Source organism: Zoogloea sp. (assembly GCF_044344315.1).
GTDB lineage: Bacteria > Pseudomonadota > Gammaproteobacteria > Burkholderiales > Rhodocyclaceae > Zoogloea.
In genome coordinates this window covers 1-15,359 of record NZ_JBIJDC010000113.1, presented here as the reverse complement: position 1 = coordinate 15,359, position 15,359 = coordinate 1, and the positions used below count along the sequence as shown (strand labels likewise).

The window sequence follows — 15,359 nt, the reverse complement described above, 5'->3', positions numbered from 1 at the left end:
TTACACCCCCAGCTTCAACCTGATGGGGCATGAATCCCTGATCATGGAGCAGACCGCCATTGGCGAGATCTCCCATGACATCAAGGACTGCCTGCGCTGCGGCAAGTGCAAGCCCGTGTGCTCCACCCACGTGCCCCGCGCCAACCTGCTCTACAGCCCGCGCAACAAGATCCTCAGCACCTCGCTGCTGATCGAGGCCTTCCTGTATGAGGAGCAGACCCGCCGCGGCGTGTCCCTGGCCCACTGGGCCGAGTTCGAGGACGTGGCCGACCATTGCACCGTGTGCCACAAGTGCGAGAAGCCTTGCCCCGTCGACATCGACTTCGGCGACGTGTCGATCAAGATGCGCAACCTGCTGCGCGAGCAGGGCAAGAAGTCCTTCAACCCCGGCAAGGCCGCGGCCATGGCCTTCCTCACCGCCAAGGATCCGGCCACCATCAAGCTGATCCGTGCCGGCATGATCGGCTGGGGCTACAAGGCCCAGCGCCTGGGCCACCGCATCGGCAAGAGCCTCGGGCTGATCCAGGACCAGGTCCAGCACCCGCCAGCCACCCTGGGCAAGCCGGCCATCAAGGCCCAGATCATCCACTTCATCAACAAGCCCATGCCGGGCGGCCTGCCCAAGCGCACGTCCCGCGCGCTGCTGGATATCGAGGACGATGCCATCGTCCCGGTGATCCGCAACCCGAAGGTCGGGCGTGACGAATCCGAGGCGGTGTTCTACTTCCCGGGCTGCGGCTCCGAGCGCCTGTTCAGCCAGGTCGGCCTCGCCACCCAGGCCATGCTCTACCAGGTGGGGGCCACCACCGTGCTGCCGCCGGGCTACCTGTGCTGCGGTTACCCGCAGACCGCCGCGGGCGAGGAGGATGCCGGCCAGAAGATCACCACCGACAACCGGGTGCTTTTCCACCGGGTCGCCAACACGCTCAACTATCTCGACATCAAGACGGTGATCGTGTCCTGCGGCACCTGCATGGATCAGCTGCAGAAGTACCAGTTTGAGAAGATCTTCCCCGGCTGCCGGCTGCTCGACATCCACGAGTACCTGATGGAGAAGGGCCTCAAGCTGGAGGGCATCACCGGCACCCGCTACATGTACCACGAGCCCTGCCACACCCCGATGAAGGTCCATTCCGGCATCAAGGTGGCCAACGAGCTGATGGGCACGCGGGTGGATCTGTCTGACCGCTGCTGCGGCGAATCCGGCACCCTGGCCGTGTCCCGCCCGGATATTTCGACCCAGGTGCGCTTCCGCAAGCAGGAGGAGATCGAGAAGGGTGCCGAGAAGCTCCGCGGCGCCGACGCCGCCACCCCGGTGAAGATCCTCACCTCCTGCCCGAGCTGTCTGCAGGGCCTGTCGCGCTATTCCGGCGACGCGGGCGGCGTGGATGCGGACTACATCGTGGTCGAGATGGCCAAGCACATCCTTGGCGACAACTGGATGTCCGAGTACGTGGGCAAGGCCAACCAGGGCGGCATCGAGCGCGTGTTGCTGTAAGCCTCCTTCAGTCGTCCGCAAAAGCACCAAGGCCCGCATGTTGCGGGCCTTGGTGCTTTTTGCTGGGTCAGACGGCGTTCAGTACCACATCACCTTGCCATTGCTGGTGTCGTAGAGGGCGCCGACGATGCGGATCTTGCCTTCGTCCTCCAGGGCCTTCAGCACGGGGCTCTCGTCGCGGATGCGCTGCACCACCTGCTTCACGTTCTGTTCGGTCACTTCACCCACGAAGGCATGGTTGTGGGAGTTGCGCTCGCCCGGGGTCGACGCCGCCGCGACGGCCGGCTTGATCTTGCCCAGCAGGCCGGTCAGGTTACCCATCTTCACGTCGTCGCAGGCACCCTTCACGGCGCCGCAGCTGGTGTGGCCGAGCACCACCACCAGGCGCGAGCCGGCCACCTTGGAGGCGTATTCCAGGCTGCCCAGGATGTCCTCGTTGACCGTGTTGCCGGCCACCCGGGCCACGAAGATGTCACCGATTCCCTGATCGAAGACCAGCTCCGGGCCAGTACGGGAGTCGAGACAGCCCACCACGCTGGCAAACGGGAACTGGCCCAGCGCCGTTGTCTGGACCTGCGCCTTCAGGTTGCGCCGGAGGGGCTTGTTGGCCGCAAATCGCGTGTTTCCGGCCTTCAGGATCTCCAGGGCCTTGTCGGGGGTGATGCTGGCCTGGACCGACTTGGTCAGGGTGGCGCCCGCGGTGTAGGGCTTGGGCGTGACCGGGCCGCCGTGGTCGTCGCCGGCCAGGGCTGTCCCGGCGCCGGTGGTGGCCAGGGCAATTGCAAGTGCGAGCAGGTGCTTTGTTTTCATGGTGTCTCCCGGATGTTGTTGTCGAGCAAGGGCGGATGTGCTGCGCCCTGCAGGATTTCGAGCGCAACGACAGGAACTTGAGCCCGAATCAAAAAAATACTAAAAACGCGCAGGGTCGGAGGTGGGTCGAGTCTCCCGGCCGCGGCCTGAAAAGGCTTCGTGCTATCCTGCGACCCCCGTTTTTCCGGTCGCGCAAGCGGCGGCCGATCGAGCATGAGCGACGAACTGAATCCCGCCCCGCTGGCCGACCTGACCGACGTGGCCCCGCCCGCCACGCGCACGGCGCCTACCCGCAGCCCGCGCAAAAAGAAGAGCGTCGCCACGCCGGCCGAAGCCCCGGTGGTGGCGCCCGATACTGACGCGACCGACGCCAAACCCAAGCCCCGTCGTGCGCCGCGCAAGCCCCGGGCCAGTAAGGCCGAAGCCCCGTCCGGCGAGGTCACGGCCGATCTGTTCGCGCTGACTGAAGGCTCGCCTGAGGCCGCATCGGAGGTCGTGACGGAGGTCGTGACGGAGGTGGCACCGGAACGGGCGCCCCTCCCTACCGCGCCTGCCGTGCAAGCCTTCGCCGAGATTGCCCCCGTACCTCAACCGGAGCCCGAGCCGCTTGCCGCCATCGTCGCCGAAGCGGCGGAAGCGCCTGCAGCCGAGACCGAGGCCGAGACCGAGGCCGACGAAGCCCAGTCCGAACTGACCGGTACCGCGGCTGACAACGAAGGCCCGGCCGGCCCCCGGCGCAAGCGCAAGCGCCGCCGTGGCAAGGGTGGCGCCGAGCGGGAAGTTGCCCGCGGCGAGCAGATCGAGATGTCGGGCCTGGCCGATGATGGTGCGACCGGGCAGCCCGAAACGACTCCCGTCGCCGAGGCGCTGTCCGAGGCCCTCGTGCCGTTCGACGCCGACGCGGACGCCACCGTCGACGCGACACCCGAAGAGCCTGCCGCCACGCCCGAGCCCCTGCCGCCCCTGACCGTGGTCAGCCTGGGCCTGGAGCTGCCGCCGGTACTGTCCGCCGCGGCCCTTGAAACCCTGCGTGCAGCCCGGGTGATCCTAGGCACCGCCGACGCCCTCGACCGACTCGCCGGCCTCGGCCTGGAGGCCCCCCAGCAGCTGTGCGCCGCCGATTCCGCCCACATGGATGTGCGTGCTGCTGGCCACGCCGGCAGTGTGTTGGTGGTGGTCGGTGATGGCGCGGGCGATGGCCCCGCCCTCGAACTGCTGGCCGACCTGGGCCCCGCTTATGTGCGCGTGCTGCCCGGCGTGGGCCGCGTGCAGGCCGCCTGTGCCGCCCTGGGCCTGTCGGCCGAGGTGGTCACAGTGGTGGATCTGCGCCGTGCGCCCCTGGCGGCCCTGCGCGGCCGGCTGCGCGCCCATTGCCTGTTCGCCCTGCCCCTGGCCGATGCCGCTGCCCCGGTGGCGGTGGCCCGCCTGCTGCTGGACAGCGGCTTTAGCGGCGCCCGCGTGTGGGTCTGCGAGTTTGCCAGTGGCCGGCTGCAGGCCCGCGCCTGGCTGGCCAGCGAGCTGGTGGACCTGCGTGAGGCCTTCGACACCCATGCGGTGCTGATCCTGGCGACCGGCCCGTCCTCCGGTGTCTTTGCCGAGCTGCCCGGCCTGTCCGACGACGCTTTCGGCGACGAAGCCGGTACAGCGCTGCCCCTGGCCGCCCGTGCCCTGGCCATGGCCTGGCTGCAGCCTGCCGCCTGGGAAAGCGGCTGGGCCATCAGCGAGGGTGAAGCCAGCCTGGCTCTGGAATGGGCCCGCGCCGTCCCCACCGCCCGGGTGCGCGCTGTGGGCGTCGAACCGACCCTGCTGGGCGTGAGCATGGCCCGCGCCGGGGTGGGCGACAACCTCTCGGCCATCCCCGCTGCCTCGCCCCAGCGCTGTCGCGAGTGGCCGATGCCTGAGGCGGTGTTCATCCGCGGGGCGGCGGGGCTGCCCGAGTGGCTCGCCGCTGCCTGGGAGCGCCTCGCCCCCGGTGGCCGTCTGGTGGCCACCGCCGAGGACGACCAGGCCCGCGCCGACCTCCTCGCCTTTGCCGGCCAGGTGCCGGCCACGGCGTGGCAGGAGCTCAGCCTGTCCCGGGGCGAGACGGTGGCCGGGCGCCTGCGCTTTGCGCCGAGTGCGCCGGTTCGTCTGGCCCTGTGGTGCAAGCCGGCGCTATCCTGAAACATTCCGTGCTGGAGCGCTGACGTGCCCGATTCCTCCTTCCCCCGCGAACGTTCCCCGGCCAGGCCGGGCTGGGTCTACCTGGTGGGTGCCGGCCCCGGCGACCCGGAGCTGCTCACCCTGCGCGCCGCGCGCCTGCTGCTGGAGGCGGATGTGCTGGTTTACGACAACCTGGTCAGCAAGGAGATTCTGGCCTGTCTGCCCGAAGCCACCGAACGTATCTACGTGGGCAAGAAGGCCTTCAACCATTCCTTGCCCCAGGAGGGCATCAACGCGCTGCTGGTGAGGCTGGCTGGCGAAGGTCGCCGGGTGGTCCGCCTGAAGGGCGGCGACCCCTTCATTTTCGGGCGAGGCGGCGAAGAGGTGGAAGAGCTGGTCAAGGCCGGTGTGCCCTTCGAGGTCATCCCCGGCATCACCGCCGCGGCGGGCATCGGCGCCTACGCCGGCATCCCCCTGACCCATCGGGATTTTGCCCAGTCGTGCATCTTCGTCACCGGCCACCTCAAGGACGGTACCGTGGACCTGGACTGGAACATGCTCGCCCGCCCGCGTCAGACCCTGGTGTTCTACATGGGCATCACCCAGCTGGCGGAGATCTGTGCCCAGCTTACCGCCCACGGCCTGGCGGCCTCGACGCCGGCGGCAGTGGTGCGGCGCGGCACCACCCGCGAGCAGCGGGTCGTCACCTCCGATCTTGCCGGCCTGCCTGCCGCGGTCAAGGCTGCCGGCATCACGCCTCCGGCCCTGACCATTGTCGGCGACGTGGTCAGCCTGCAGCCCCGCCTTGCCTGGTTCCACCCCGATGAATAGCCCCCTGCACGACCCCGCCCTGTGCCCCGCCCTGTTTGTTGCTGCGCCGGCCTCCGGCCAGGGCAAGACCACCGTCACCGCCGCCCTGGCCCGCCTGCACACCCGCCAGGGGCGCCGCGTGACGGTCTTCAAGTGTGGGCCGGACTTCCTCGACCCCCAGATCCACGCGGTGGCCAGCAGGGCGCCGGTCTACAACCTGGACCTGGGCATGTGCGGCTCTGCCGATGCTGCCTGGCGCCTGCACGCCGCGGCGCTCCGGTCCGACCTGATCCTCATCGAGGGGGTGATGGGGCTGTTTGACGGCAGCCCCTCCGGGGCCGACATCGCCCGCCTCTTCGGCGTGCCGGTGATGGCGGTAATCGACGCCAAGGCCATGGCTCAGACCTTCGGCGCCCTGGTCCATGGCCTCGCCACCTGGCAGCCGGACCTGCCCTTCTCGGGCGTGCTCGCCAACCACGTGGGCAGCGAAGGCCACGCCCGCCTGCTGCAGGACAGCCTGCGCCCCGGCATCGCCTGGTATGGCGCCCTGCCGCGGGATGCCGACGCCGCCCTGCCCGAGCGCCACCTGGGTCTGCTGCAGGCCGCCGAGATCGCCGATCTGGACGCCCGCCTGGATCGCCTCGCCGACCACCTGGCGCGCACCGCCGCCGCCGACCGCCCGGTGGCGGTGGCCTTTCCCGACGCGCCGGCGCCCCACGTAACGCCGCTGCTGCAGGGGCGGCGTATCGCCATCGCCCGGGATGCCGCCTTCGGCTTCATCTATCCGGCCAACCTGGACACCCTGGTGGCCCTCGGCGCCGAGCTGATCTTCTTCTCGCCCCTGGCCGGCGAGGCCGTGCCCGACTGCGACGCCCTATGGCTGCCCGGCGGCTACCCCGAGCTTCACGCCGAAACCCTGGCCGCCAACGCCGGCTGGCAGGCCGGGCTGAAGGCCCACCAGGCGGCCGGCAAGCCCCTGCTGGCCGAGTGCGGCGGCATGATGAGTTTGTTCGAAACCCTCACCGACCGGGAGGGCACGGCCCATCCGGGCGCGGCGCTGCTGCCGGGCCACACCCGCATGCAAACCCGCCTGGCCGCCCTCGGCACCCAGGTGGCCGAGCTGCCGGAAGGGCGCCTCACCGGCCACACCTTCCACTATTCGAAGAGCGAGACGCCCCTGGCACCCCTGGCCCGTGCCACGACGCCGGCCGGCCGCGAGGGCGAGGCCATCTACCGCCTTGGTCGCCTCACCGCCTCCTACGTGCACTTCTACTTCCCGTCCAATCCGGCGGCAGTGGCGGCCCTGTTCGGCGCCTGAGCGCTGGCGAATAGACCCGGGCGCCGTCGTTTCAGGGGCGACGCTGCTTCTCCTGTAGGGGCGATTTGTAGGGGCGACTTCAGTCGCCCAAGACGCGCCGATCACAGGCAGGCCCTTGATCCGCAGTCCGCGGGCGACTGAAGTCGCCCCCACGGGCTCTCCAGCCACCCTCGGTGCACCCGGGGCGCCCGTTGCGCTTCACCCCTTCACGCAGACCACCTGGCGCAGGGTGTGGACGATCTCCACCAGCTCGGACTGGGCGGCCATCACCGCGTCGATGTCCTTGTAGGCCATCGGGATCTCGTCGATCACGTCGGCGTCCTTGCGGCACTCCACGCCGGCGGTGGCGCGCACCTGGTCGGCCAGGCTGAACTGCTTCTTCGCCTGGGTGCGGCTCATGCGCCGGCCGGCGCCGTGGCTGCATGAGCAGAAGGCCTCCGCATGGCCGAGCCCGCGCACGATGAAGCTCTTTGCGCCCATGGAGCCGGGAATGATGCCCAGCTGCCCCCGCTGGGCCGACACCGCCCCCTTGCGCGTCACCAGCACTTCGCGGCCGAAGTGGGTCTCCCGCTGCACATAGTTGTGGTGGCAGTTCACCGCCTCCACGTCGGCACTGAAGGGCTTGGTGATCTCCCGGCGGGTGGCGGCCACCACGGCCTCCATCATCAGCGCCCGGTTGCGTCGGGCGTAGTCCTGGGCCCAGCCGACCGCCTCCACGTAGTCGTCGAAATGGCGGCTGCCCTCGGTGAAGTAGGCCAGGTCGCGGTCGGGCAGGTTGGCCAGGTGCTGGCGCATGTCGGCCTGGGCCAGCTCAATGAAGAGGCTGCCGATGGCGTTGCCCACCCCGCGGGAGCCCGAGTGGAGCATGAACCACACCCCGTCGGCCTCGTCCACGCACACCTCGATGAAATGGTTGCCGGTGCCCAGGGTGCCCAGATGCAGGCGGTTGTTGCTGCGCGCCAGCTTCGGGTGCTTGTCGGTGATGCGCCGGAAGCCTGGGGCCAGGGCCTGCCACATGGCATCCACGGTCGCCGGGGCCTCGCTCCAGGCGCCGCTGTCGCGCTTGCCGAAGGTCTTGCCGTGGGGCACGGCGGCCTCGATGGCGCTGCGCAGGCGATGCAGGGAGTCCGGCAGGTCGGCGGCCACCAGGGAGGTGCGTGCGGCGATCATGCCGCAGCCGATATCCACCCCCACCGCCGCCGGGATGATGGCGCCGATGGTGGGGATGATGCTGCCGATGGTCGAGCCCTTGCCCAGGTGCACGTCCGGCATCACCGCCAGATGTTTGTAGATGAAGGGCAGGCGGGCGGTGTTCATGAGTTGCTGGCGGGCGGAATCCTCCACCGGCACGCCACGGGTCCACAGCTTGATCGGCGCGCCGCCGGGAACGGGAAGGGTGTCGTGGTGGGGCATGGCATGTCTCGCGGGGCAATTGCCGCAGTTTCGCCGGAAACGCCCCTGCAGGGTTGACCCCTTGGGGCGAGGGGGTATTGGCGCTACCATCCGGCCTGGCCTGCCGCCCGGTACAGGTCCGAGCCGCTCCGACAGGCCCATGAACCTGAAACCCTTCGGCAACAGCCTCCTCGTCCGTCTTGTCCTTTTCGGCCTGCTGCTGGTCATTCTCGGCGGTGGCACACGCTATTACTTCCAGGCGCGCTTCCTGCGCGAGGATCTGACCGAGCTGGTGTCGTCCCAGCAGACCGCCATGGCGGAGGCGGTGGCCCAGGACATCGATGCCCGGATCCAGGACCGTCTGCGCCTCCTTGAGCGCCTTGCCCGGACCCTGCCCCCGGCCCTGCTGGATCAGCCCGACGCCCTGCAGGCCTGGCTGGGCGAGCGCTACCAGCTGAATCCGGTGTTCTCCCTCGGCGTGCTGGTGGTGGACACCCACGGGCGTGTCCTGGCGGACTATCCCAAGGTGGCGGGCCGCGCCGGCTCATCCATCGCCAACAGCCCCGATTTCATGCGCGTCGCCCAGGGTGAAGGCGGGTTGGGCAGACCCCGGCTGGGGGCGTTCACGCGGCAGTCGATCCTGCCCATGGGCATGCCGCTGAAGACTCCCGATGGCCGTGTGCGCGCGGTGCTGCTTGGCATCACAGCCCTGGGCGCGCCGGGTTTCCTTGACCGCATCACCCACGGCCGCATCGGCGAGACCGGCGGCTTTCTGCTGATCTCGCCGGCCGACAAGCTTTTCATTGCGGCGAGCGATCCGGACCTGGTGCTCAAGCCCACCCCCGCCCCGGGCATCAATCTGCTCCATGACCGGGCCATGGCGGGTTTCCGGGGCAGTGGCATCACCCGCAACGCGAAGGGTGTGGAGGAGCTGTCGAGCATTGTCAGCGTGCCCGGCACCGAGTGGTTCGTGGTGGCGCGTATGCCCACCGCCGAGGCCTTTTCCCCCGCCCGGCGTGCCCAGGACGTGGTGATCCGCCACAGCTTCACGGCCATGCTGCTGGTGTTCCTGGTAGTCGGCTTCATGGCCCGCATGATGCTCGGGCCTCTCAAGCATGCGGCCACCCTGGCCGACCGGATGACCCACGGCGAGATTCCCCTGCGCCCCCTGCCGGTGGTCCGCGACGACGAGGTGGGGCGCCTGACCACCGCCTTCAACCAGCTGCTCGACAAGCTCACCCGCAGCCAGGTGAAGCTCGAGCGCATGGCCCACCATGACGAACTCACCGGCCTGCCCAACCGCGCCTTGCTGGCCGACCGGATGCGCCAGGGGCTGGCCCGGGCGCACCGCAGCGGCCTGCGCATCGCTGTCTTGTACCTGGACCTGGACGGCTTCAAGCCCATCAACGACAGCCTCGGGCATGGCGTGGGTGACCAGGCCCTGGTGGAAGTGGCCCGCCGCCTGTCCGGCGTGCTGCGCCAGAGCGACACCCTGGCCCGGGTGGGGGGTGACGAGTTCGTGCTGCTGGTCACCGACCTGACCCGGGACGAGGAGGGGAACATCGCGGCCCTGGCCAGTCGCTGCATCGACACCCTCGCGCCGCCGCTGGTGCTGCAGGGCGTCTCGTGCTCCCTGGGTGTGTCCATCGGCATTGCCCTGAATGAGGCGGACGACGAACCGGAAGCGGTGCTGCTGGCCGCTGACCGGGCCATGTATGAGGCCAAGGAGGCCGGGCGCGGGCGCTACGTCACCGCGCCCGGGCCACGCATGCCCCAGGCGCCCGTCCGGCCCTTCATACGGGCTTGAACACCATCAGGACGTACACCACCACCATCGCCGAGAAGGCCGGGTAGCCCAGCCGCTCCCAGCGGCGGGCGTAGATCCAGTACCGGGCTGGCAGCGGCCGCCCTTCGGCGTGGGCGGCCACCGCCATCTTCCCCATGCGGATCTGGTACCAGACCACCGGCAGCCAGCACAGCCCGGCCAGGGCATACAGCCCGAGGGAGGTGAGGATCCACAGGGAATCCAGGGGATAGCCGGCCTGATGGATCAGCCAGGCGCCGGAGAGGGGCTGGATGATCACCGCCGGGGTGGTGAACCACCAGTCGGCCTTCACCACCAGGCGCGAGACCACGGCGATCGCCTCCACCGAGCCCGAGCGGTTGGCGAAGAACAGGTAGAAGGCGGTGCCGAAGCCGGTGCCCACCATCAGCACCGACGACAGGATGTGCAGGGTCTTGATGCTCAGGTAGTCCATGGTTGCGGCTCCGACATGAGGATGAGGAGGATGGCGAGGATGGGCAGGTTCTTGAGTACCGGGCCGAAGGGGTGGGACAGGAAGGCCGGCAGGGCGACGGCGATGATGGCCGTGTAGCCCAGCACCAGTGCGGCTTGCAGGCACCACAGGCGGCGGCTCGGGCGGAACAGGCAGGCCAGGCCCATGGCCAGGTCGAGGACGACAGCGGCGTACAAGGCGCCGACCGCGCCGGCGCCCTCAAGGCCCACCCCGGCGAGCAAGGCCAGGCTGGCGTCGCGGGGATGCACGGCGAGGCTCACCCAGGCGGTCGCCAGCCACACGAAGGCAAGGGTGTAGCGCAGCAGCGGTGTGCGCCAGGCCGCCAGGGCGCGCCCGCGCAGGGTCTCGGCCTGGGCAGGGGGGATGAAGCCGGCGATGCCCCGGGGCGGCCGCCCGAGCAGGCGGGTCAGGGCGGTCGGGTCGCCAGTGTTGCCGGCCTGCAGCATGCGCCAGGTGTCCGGGTTAAGCGGCACGCCGGGTATGGCACCACCCAGGCGGGCGGCCAGGGCCATCACCGGCGCGGGCACGGGTAGCTGGCGGGTGGGGGCCAGGCCCATGCCGTGCCGGTAGTGCTCAAGCATGCGGCCGAAGCTGACCTGGGTCGCGCCGACCACATCAATCTGCTGGCCGGCGGGTTGGTGCGGGTCCATGGCCCGGAGCACGGCCTCGGCCACATCGTCCACCTGCACGGGCTGGAAGCGGGCCGACCCGAGGGCCGGCACGGGCAGCAGGGGCAGGCTGGCGAGCTGGCGGAGCAGGGTGGCGGAGGCGCCGTCGCTGCCATGGACCAGGGACGGGCGCAGGATCTGCCAGGCGATGGGCAGACGCATCAGGGCCTGGTCGGCGGCGTGCTTGCTGCGGAAGTAGGCGGAGGTCCCGGTGTCGGCGCCCAGGGCCGAGATCTGGATGATCCGCGCCACACCGGCCTCGACGCAGGCCGCGAACAGGGCCGCAGGGCCACGATGGTGGAGGGCGTCGAAGGGGCTGTCGCGGGTTTCGGCGATGATGCCGACGGCGTTCACCACCACCTGGATGCCGTCCAGGCGCCCGCGCCAGTGATCCACGGTGGTGTCGGTGCGGAAGTCGATGGCCATGTCGTCCGGGCGGCGGGCCTGGCGCACGCCCCGGATCACCTGGTGTCCGGCCCGGCTCAGACGGGTGCAGATGGCCCGGCCAAGAAATCCCGAGGCGCCGCAGACCAGGACCTTCAGCGGCGTCACCGGGCGGGAGGGCGGAGGGCGTTGTGCTTCGCGCATTTTCAATCCTTTATGACAGACTTTTCTGTAAAAACAGAAATAAAAGGGCCAAAAAAACGGGCGGCGAAGCCCGTCCTGCCCGTTGGGGGCCTATTCCTTCCGGCGAATGGCCTGACTGATGCGGGCGCTGACGCCCAGGGTCTTCATCAGGGTCTCGGGTTTGTAGCGGAGCATCTCGTCGGCCAGGCTGCTCATGATCTCGATGAACTTGAGGGTGTCCTCGATGCGCTGGCGTGTGCCTTCCTCTTCATCGGTGATGGCCGGGTTGGCCAGGCATTCCCGCAGGGCCGTGGCGGTCGGGTCGATCTCCCGCTGGCGCCGGCCGGCGACGATCAGCTTGAACAGCTCCCACACGTCGGCCGAGGTCTCGAAGTGGTCGCGGCGTTCGCCCTTGAGGTGCACCACCCGCACCAGGTTCCAGGACTGCAACTCCTTGAGGCTGGTGCTGACATTGGAGCGTGCCACACCGAGGGTTTCGGTGATCTCCTCGGCATCCATGGGGCGGCCTGCCAGGTAGAGCAGGGCATGGACCTGGGCCACGGTGCGGTTGACGCCCCAGCGTGACCCCATCTCGCCCCAGTGGAGCACAAAGCGTTCGGCTATCGGTTTCAGTTCCATGGGGCGCATGGTACGCCGTCAGTTATTTCTGTCAATACAGAAATAACTGACGGCAATCAGACCAGCGGGCTAGAAGAAGTAACGCAGGCTCAGCTGCCAGCTCCTCGCCTCGGGCAGCGCCCCGAAGACACTCAGGGGCGCGCCGCGGTGCTGCAGCCACTGGGCGGCGTATTCGAGGCGGTCCACGTGGTAGCGCGCCTCCAGCCAGCTGCGGCGGCTCCAGTCGATGAGGTCCATGTGGTGCATGGCGCTCAGGTCGAGGCGGGGAAGCAGCGCGTCCTGCCACACGCCGTACAGGAACAGGGCTCGCCGGGTGGGCATCTCCTGGGAGCCCCCGGCCCACTGGCGGTACAGGCCGTAGAGGGGCAGGGGCCCCTGGCGCAGGCGTCGCCAGTCGGCTTCATCGAGGCCACCGCCGTTGTGGTGGTATTCGGCCGTCAGGGAGAGTTTGTCGGCGGTGGTATGGGTAAGCCCGGCGGACACGTGGTTGTGCCAGTCGCTGCAGCGGCAGGGAGAGAAGGCCGGCGCGGCCTGGCTCAGTTGCGCGGGGCTGCGTCCGGCAGAACTCTCCAGGTAGGCCACGGTGGCATCGGTGACGAGGCCGGTGAGGTTGAAACCGAACTGGGTGGGTCGGCCTTCCTCCTGGTACACCAGCAGCTGGGGTGTGAAGCCGGCCACCTTCTGGCTCAGGGTCAGCAGGCCGCGGTGCTGCCGGTTGGTGGCGCCCAGGTCGGGGTTGAGGCCTTCCGGCTCGGGTTGGCGCGCCAGGCCTGGCGAGAGCAGCATGCTCAGGGAGCCGCCCTCCCACAGGTGCTGGCCCCGCAGCATCACGCTGCCCTGGCGGTTCTCCTTGAGGCTGGCGGGGCTGACGGATACGGCGGCGCGAACGGCACCGGTGCGGAAATAGTCGGTGGGGTTGTAGCCCAGGGCCACGCCGTTGCGCACGTTGATGCGCCCCAGGTCGATCAGGGTGTCGGGCTGCAGGCGCCCGCTCAGGTAGGCTTCCTTGAGGGTGTTGATGGCCTCCTCGCTGCCCCGCAGGGCGGGCTGGCTGAGGTCCAGGCGGTTGGCCACCAGGACGCGCCAGTCGCGGTTCAGGGCGTGGTCGTACTGGATGTCCAGGGACAGGCGGCGGTTGCTCCGGGTGTCGCCGCCACCGCGGGGCTGGCTGCCCCCCAGGCCCAGTTCCACAAAGCGCCGCCAGTCACTGGGGGCCTGTACTTCATCGGGTGCGGCGTCGGCGAGGCGCAGGGCGTCCAGGTCGGCATCCTGGGCGGCCAGGGGGCTGGCAGCCAGCAGTAGGACTACGGCCAGCCCGAGGGTGGGCGGAGAGGTCTGTGGGGGCGACTTCAGTCGCCCGCGGACTGCGATCAAGGGCATGCCGGTGATCGATGCGCGATGGGCGACTGAAGTCGCCCCTACAGGTCGCGCCGACGGAAGAGGCCACATCGACCCTCCGACGACGCGTCGAACTGAGGAAAACAGCCTCATTCGGGCTTGAAGCGGGGCAGGTAGTCCCGCTGCAGCCAGGTCTCGGGCACCTCGCGCTTCACCCAGTCGCTGTAGCGCATCACCGTGACCCAGTCGGGTTCCAGGCCGTCGATGATCACCGTCTCGGTGGGGCGCTGGATGCCGAATACGGTCTGGTAGCGCCGGTAGTAGGCGGTCTTCAGGAGCTTGCCGCTTTCCGAATAGAAGCGTGCCTTGAGGGGGCGGGCGCTGGCCGCGTCCACCCACATGTCGATGCGGGCGTAAGTGGCGTCCGGGGTGCTGGCGGACAGGCTGAGGCGGTGGCTGCGGCGGGTCTGGCGGTCGCCGTCCTGGGTGTCCTCCTCCACGGCGCTGGTGGCCTGGTAGTCCCGGGCCAGGTTCACCGTCACCACGTCGCCGTTGGAGGCCTGGCCGAGCAGGCGCTGCTGGGGTGACATGTAAGCGCGCGGGACATTTGGCACAGATTTGCGGGATATTTGGCAACGCGGCGCGTTACAAATCCAGATCAAGATCGGGGATATCGTCGTCCTGTAACGTTGAGCGACGGGGTGGGGTTAGGAAGGCGCTGGTGTGGGGTGCGGGGCCGGTGATTATCTGGGCAGACCAGTCGAGCCGCTCGACTACCTCGTAGCGCTCGCGGGCCTCTGCTTCGGTCAAACGGTAGAGCGTTGTGAAGGTCTTTCCGCGCGGACGGCCGGGGTCCGCACCAGCCTTGTTGCGGACCCGGAAAAAGTACGTTGTAAATGGATACATGGCAGGCTAGAACTGTAAATAATTACAGCCAGTGTAGCCCTCCACCATGCTTTAGAACAGGCCACCTTCGTTGCTTGCGTCCCAGTTGGTTATCACCAACTCCCTACTGATCTTCGGCGCTCCGTTGGCCTGGTTACCGTTGCTGTACCTAATGTCGACCTCATGCAGGTGAAACTCGGAAAAGCGCTCCCTGATCCGCGGGTGGTCGTTGATCGAGAACATGACCTTACCCTTGCTACTGGCCATCAGCGACGCCAGTAGCTCGTACTGATCCCACTCGAATCCAACGCCGTAGCCTTCGGTCTCCCAGTAGGGAGGATCGGCATAGAAGAACGTGTGAGGCCGGTCATAGCGGCGCAGGCATTCATCCCACGGAAGATGCTCGACATAGACCCCGGCCAGGCGCAGGTGAGCCGCGCTGAGACTCTCCTCAATGCGGCACAGATTGATGGCTGGCCCTGTCGTCGCGGTCCCGAAGGTCTGGCCGGATACCCTGCCTCCAAACGCATGGTGCTGGAGATAGTAGAAGCGGGCGGCTCTCTGGATGTCCGTCATTGGCTCGGTGGGTGAGTCCTGCATCCACTTGAAGACCTGCCGGGACGAGATCGCCCACTTGAACTGCCGGACAAACTCCTCCAGGTGGTGCTGGACCACGCGGTAGAGGTTGATCAACTCGCCGTTGATGTCGTTGAGTACCTCGCACTGCGGCTGATGCCCCTTCAGGAAGAACAGGGCGGCGCCGCCGGCGAAGAGCTCCACGTAGCACTCGTGAGCAGGGAACATCGGGATGAGCTTATCGGCGAGGCGCCGCTTGCCCCCCATCCAGGGGATGATCGGATTGGCCATTTCGGTCTCCAGTCGGGAGGCTCATGGCCTTCAGGTTGTTAATGAACTTGCACCTGTCACACTTGATGCTCAGCTCGATGTAGGTGCCTTCAGCGAGCTTCTTGCCGCACTTGCAGCAGCGGATTTCC

The 15,359-nt window shown here is 68.6% G+C and carries 14 protein-coding genes; 5 read left to right on the top strand and 9 right to left on the bottom strand.

Going from position 1 to position 15,359, the window contains the following annotated elements; all coding sequences use genetic code 11:
• The coding region (locus ACIQ09_RS18645) for a (Fe-S)-binding protein (RefSeq protein ID WP_398313313.1) at window positions 1-1,498 on the top strand (1,498 nt) is incomplete at its 5' end.
• 78 nt (window positions 1,499-1,576) lie between these two features.
• On the opposite strand, the gene ACIQ09_RS18640 is transcribed toward ACIQ09_RS18645, so the two are convergent.
• The gene (locus ACIQ09_RS18640) at window positions 1,577-2,308 is read right to left on the bottom strand and encodes a carbonic anhydrase family protein (protein ID WP_398313311.1); all 732 of its coding nucleotides are present in this window, start codon (window positions 2,306-2,308) and stop codon (window positions 1,577-1,579) included.
• Between the two features lie 213 nt (window positions 2,309-2,521).
• On the opposite strand from ACIQ09_RS18640, the gene ACIQ09_RS18635 reads away from it, so the two are divergent.
• The 3 genes from ACIQ09_RS18635 to ACIQ09_RS18625 are packed head-to-tail and all read left to right on the top strand — an operon-like array spanning window position 2,522 to window position 6,578.
• A complete protein-coding gene (locus ACIQ09_RS18635) occupies window positions 2,522-4,471 on the top strand; it encodes an SAM-dependent methyltransferase (RefSeq protein ID WP_398313309.1) in 1,950 nt (649 codons plus the stop codon).
• A gap of 24 nt (window positions 4,472-4,495) precedes the next feature.
• Window positions 4,496-5,281, top strand: coding sequence for a uroporphyrinogen-III C-methyltransferase (gene cobA / locus ACIQ09_RS18630; protein WP_398313307.1), 786 nt, complete (start codon window positions 4,496-4,498; stop codon window positions 5,279-5,281).
• Window positions 5,274-6,578 (top strand): cobyrinate a,c-diamide synthase, encoded by a 1,305-nt coding sequence (locus ACIQ09_RS18625; RefSeq protein WP_398313305.1) that lies wholly within the window; start codon window positions 5,274-5,276, stop codon window positions 6,576-6,578. The genes cobA and ACIQ09_RS18625 overlap by 8 nt, the downstream gene beginning before the upstream one ends.
• A 198-nt stretch (window positions 6,579-6,776) precedes the next feature.
• Here the strand turns inward: ACIQ09_RS18625 and ACIQ09_RS18620 are convergent, their stop codons facing one another.
• Window positions 6,777-7,991: an RtcB family protein gene (locus tag ACIQ09_RS18620; protein WP_398313303.1), complete on the bottom strand. Its 1,215-nt coding sequence runs from the start codon at window positions 7,989-7,991 to the stop codon at window positions 6,777-6,779.
• 139 nt (window positions 7,992-8,130) lie between these two features.
• Here ACIQ09_RS18620 and ACIQ09_RS18615 point away from each other — a divergent pair, with 139 nt between their 5' ends.
• The gene (locus tag ACIQ09_RS18615) at window positions 8,131-9,777 is read left to right on the top strand and encodes a diguanylate cyclase domain-containing protein (protein ID WP_398313301.1); all 1,647 of its coding nucleotides are present in this window, start codon (window positions 8,131-8,133) and stop codon (window positions 9,775-9,777) included.
• Here the strand turns inward: ACIQ09_RS18615 and ACIQ09_RS18610 are convergent.
• The 7 genes from ACIQ09_RS18610 to ACIQ09_RS18580 form a co-directional block, all read right to left on the bottom strand.
• Window positions 9,764-10,228, bottom strand: coding sequence for a DUF2269 domain-containing protein (locus ACIQ09_RS18610; RefSeq protein ID WP_296414216.1), 465 nt, complete (start codon window positions 10,226-10,228; stop codon window positions 9,764-9,766). The two genes, ACIQ09_RS18615 and ACIQ09_RS18610, sit on opposite strands and share 14 nt — an antisense overlap.
• Entirely contained in the window at window positions 10,216-11,523 is a 1,308-nt protein-coding gene (locus tag ACIQ09_RS18605) for an NAD(P)H-binding protein (RefSeq protein ID WP_398313298.1), read from the bottom strand. Before ACIQ09_RS18605 ends, ACIQ09_RS18610 begins: the two co-directional genes overlap by 13 nt.
• Before the next feature lie 90 nt (window positions 11,524-11,613).
• Window positions 11,614-12,141: a MarR family transcriptional regulator gene (locus ACIQ09_RS18600; protein ID WP_324461592.1), complete on the bottom strand. Its 528-nt coding sequence runs from the start codon at window positions 12,139-12,141 to the stop codon at window positions 11,614-11,616.
• 69 nt (window positions 12,142-12,210) lie between these two features.
• Window positions 12,211-13,521, bottom strand: coding sequence for a hypothetical protein (locus ACIQ09_RS18595; RefSeq protein ID WP_398313296.1), 1,311 nt, complete (start codon window positions 13,519-13,521; stop codon window positions 12,211-12,213).
• Between the two features lie 107 nt (window positions 13,522-13,628).
• The gene (locus ACIQ09_RS18590; RefSeq protein WP_398313294.1) at window positions 13,629-14,069 is read right to left on the bottom strand and encodes an outer membrane lipoprotein-sorting protein; all 441 of its coding nucleotides are present in this window, start codon (window positions 14,067-14,069) and stop codon (window positions 13,629-13,631) included.
• A 367-nt stretch (window positions 14,070-14,436) separates the two neighbouring features.
• A complete protein-coding gene (locus tag ACIQ09_RS18585; RefSeq protein WP_398313317.1) occupies window positions 14,437-15,207 on the bottom strand; it encodes a DNA adenine methylase in 771 nt (256 codons plus the stop codon).
• Window positions 15,179-15,355 carry a Com family DNA-binding transcriptional regulator gene (locus tag ACIQ09_RS18580; RefSeq protein WP_398313315.1) on the bottom strand — a complete coding sequence of 59 codons (177 nt, stop codon included), beginning with the start codon at window positions 15,353-15,355 and terminating at the stop codon, window positions 15,179-15,181. Before ACIQ09_RS18580 ends, ACIQ09_RS18585 begins: the two co-directional genes overlap by 29 nt.
• Window positions 15,356-15,359 lie beyond the last annotated feature (4 nt).

Bases quoted from the DNA above. Each gene is read 5' to 3' on its own strand.
- ACIQ09_RS18640 (WP_398313311.1), bottom strand. From the start codon at position 2,308: ATGAAAACAAAGCACCTGCTCGCACTTGCAATTGCCCTGGCCACCACC.
- ACIQ09_RS18590 (WP_398313294.1), bottom strand. From the start codon at position 14,069: ATGTCACCCCAGCAGCGCCTGCTCGGCCAGGCCTCCAACGGCGACGTG.
- ACIQ09_RS18620 (WP_398313303.1), bottom strand. From the start codon at position 7,991: ATGCCCCACCACGACACCCTTCCCGTTCCCGGCGGCGCGCCGATCAAG.
- ACIQ09_RS18585 (WP_398313317.1), bottom strand. From the start codon at position 15,207: ATGGGGGGCAAGCGGCGCCTCGCCGATAAGCTCATCCCGATGTTCCCT.
- ACIQ09_RS18635 (WP_398313309.1), top strand. From the start codon at position 2,522: ATGAGCGACGAACTGAATCCCGCCCCGCTGGCCGACCTGACCGACGTG.
- ACIQ09_RS18605 (WP_398313298.1), bottom strand. From the start codon at position 11,523: ATGCGCGAAGCACAACGCCCTCCGCCCTCCCGCCCGGTGACGCCGCTG.
- ACIQ09_RS18615 (WP_398313301.1), top strand. From the start codon at position 8,131: ATGAACCTGAAACCCTTCGGCAACAGCCTCCTCGTCCGTCTTGTCCTT.
- ACIQ09_RS18600 (WP_324461592.1), bottom strand. From the start codon at position 12,141: ATGGAACTGAAACCGATAGCCGAACGCTTTGTGCTCCACTGGGGCGAG.
- ACIQ09_RS18595 (WP_398313296.1), bottom strand. From the start codon at position 13,521: ATGCCCTTGATCGCAGTCCGCGGGCGACTGAAGTCGCCCCCACAGACC.
- ACIQ09_RS18610 (WP_296414216.1), bottom strand. From the start codon at position 10,228: ATGGACTACCTGAGCATCAAGACCCTGCACATCCTGTCGTCGGTGCTG.
- ACIQ09_RS18625 (WP_398313305.1), top strand. From the start codon at position 5,274: ATGAATAGCCCCCTGCACGACCCCGCCCTGTGCCCCGCCCTGTTTGTT.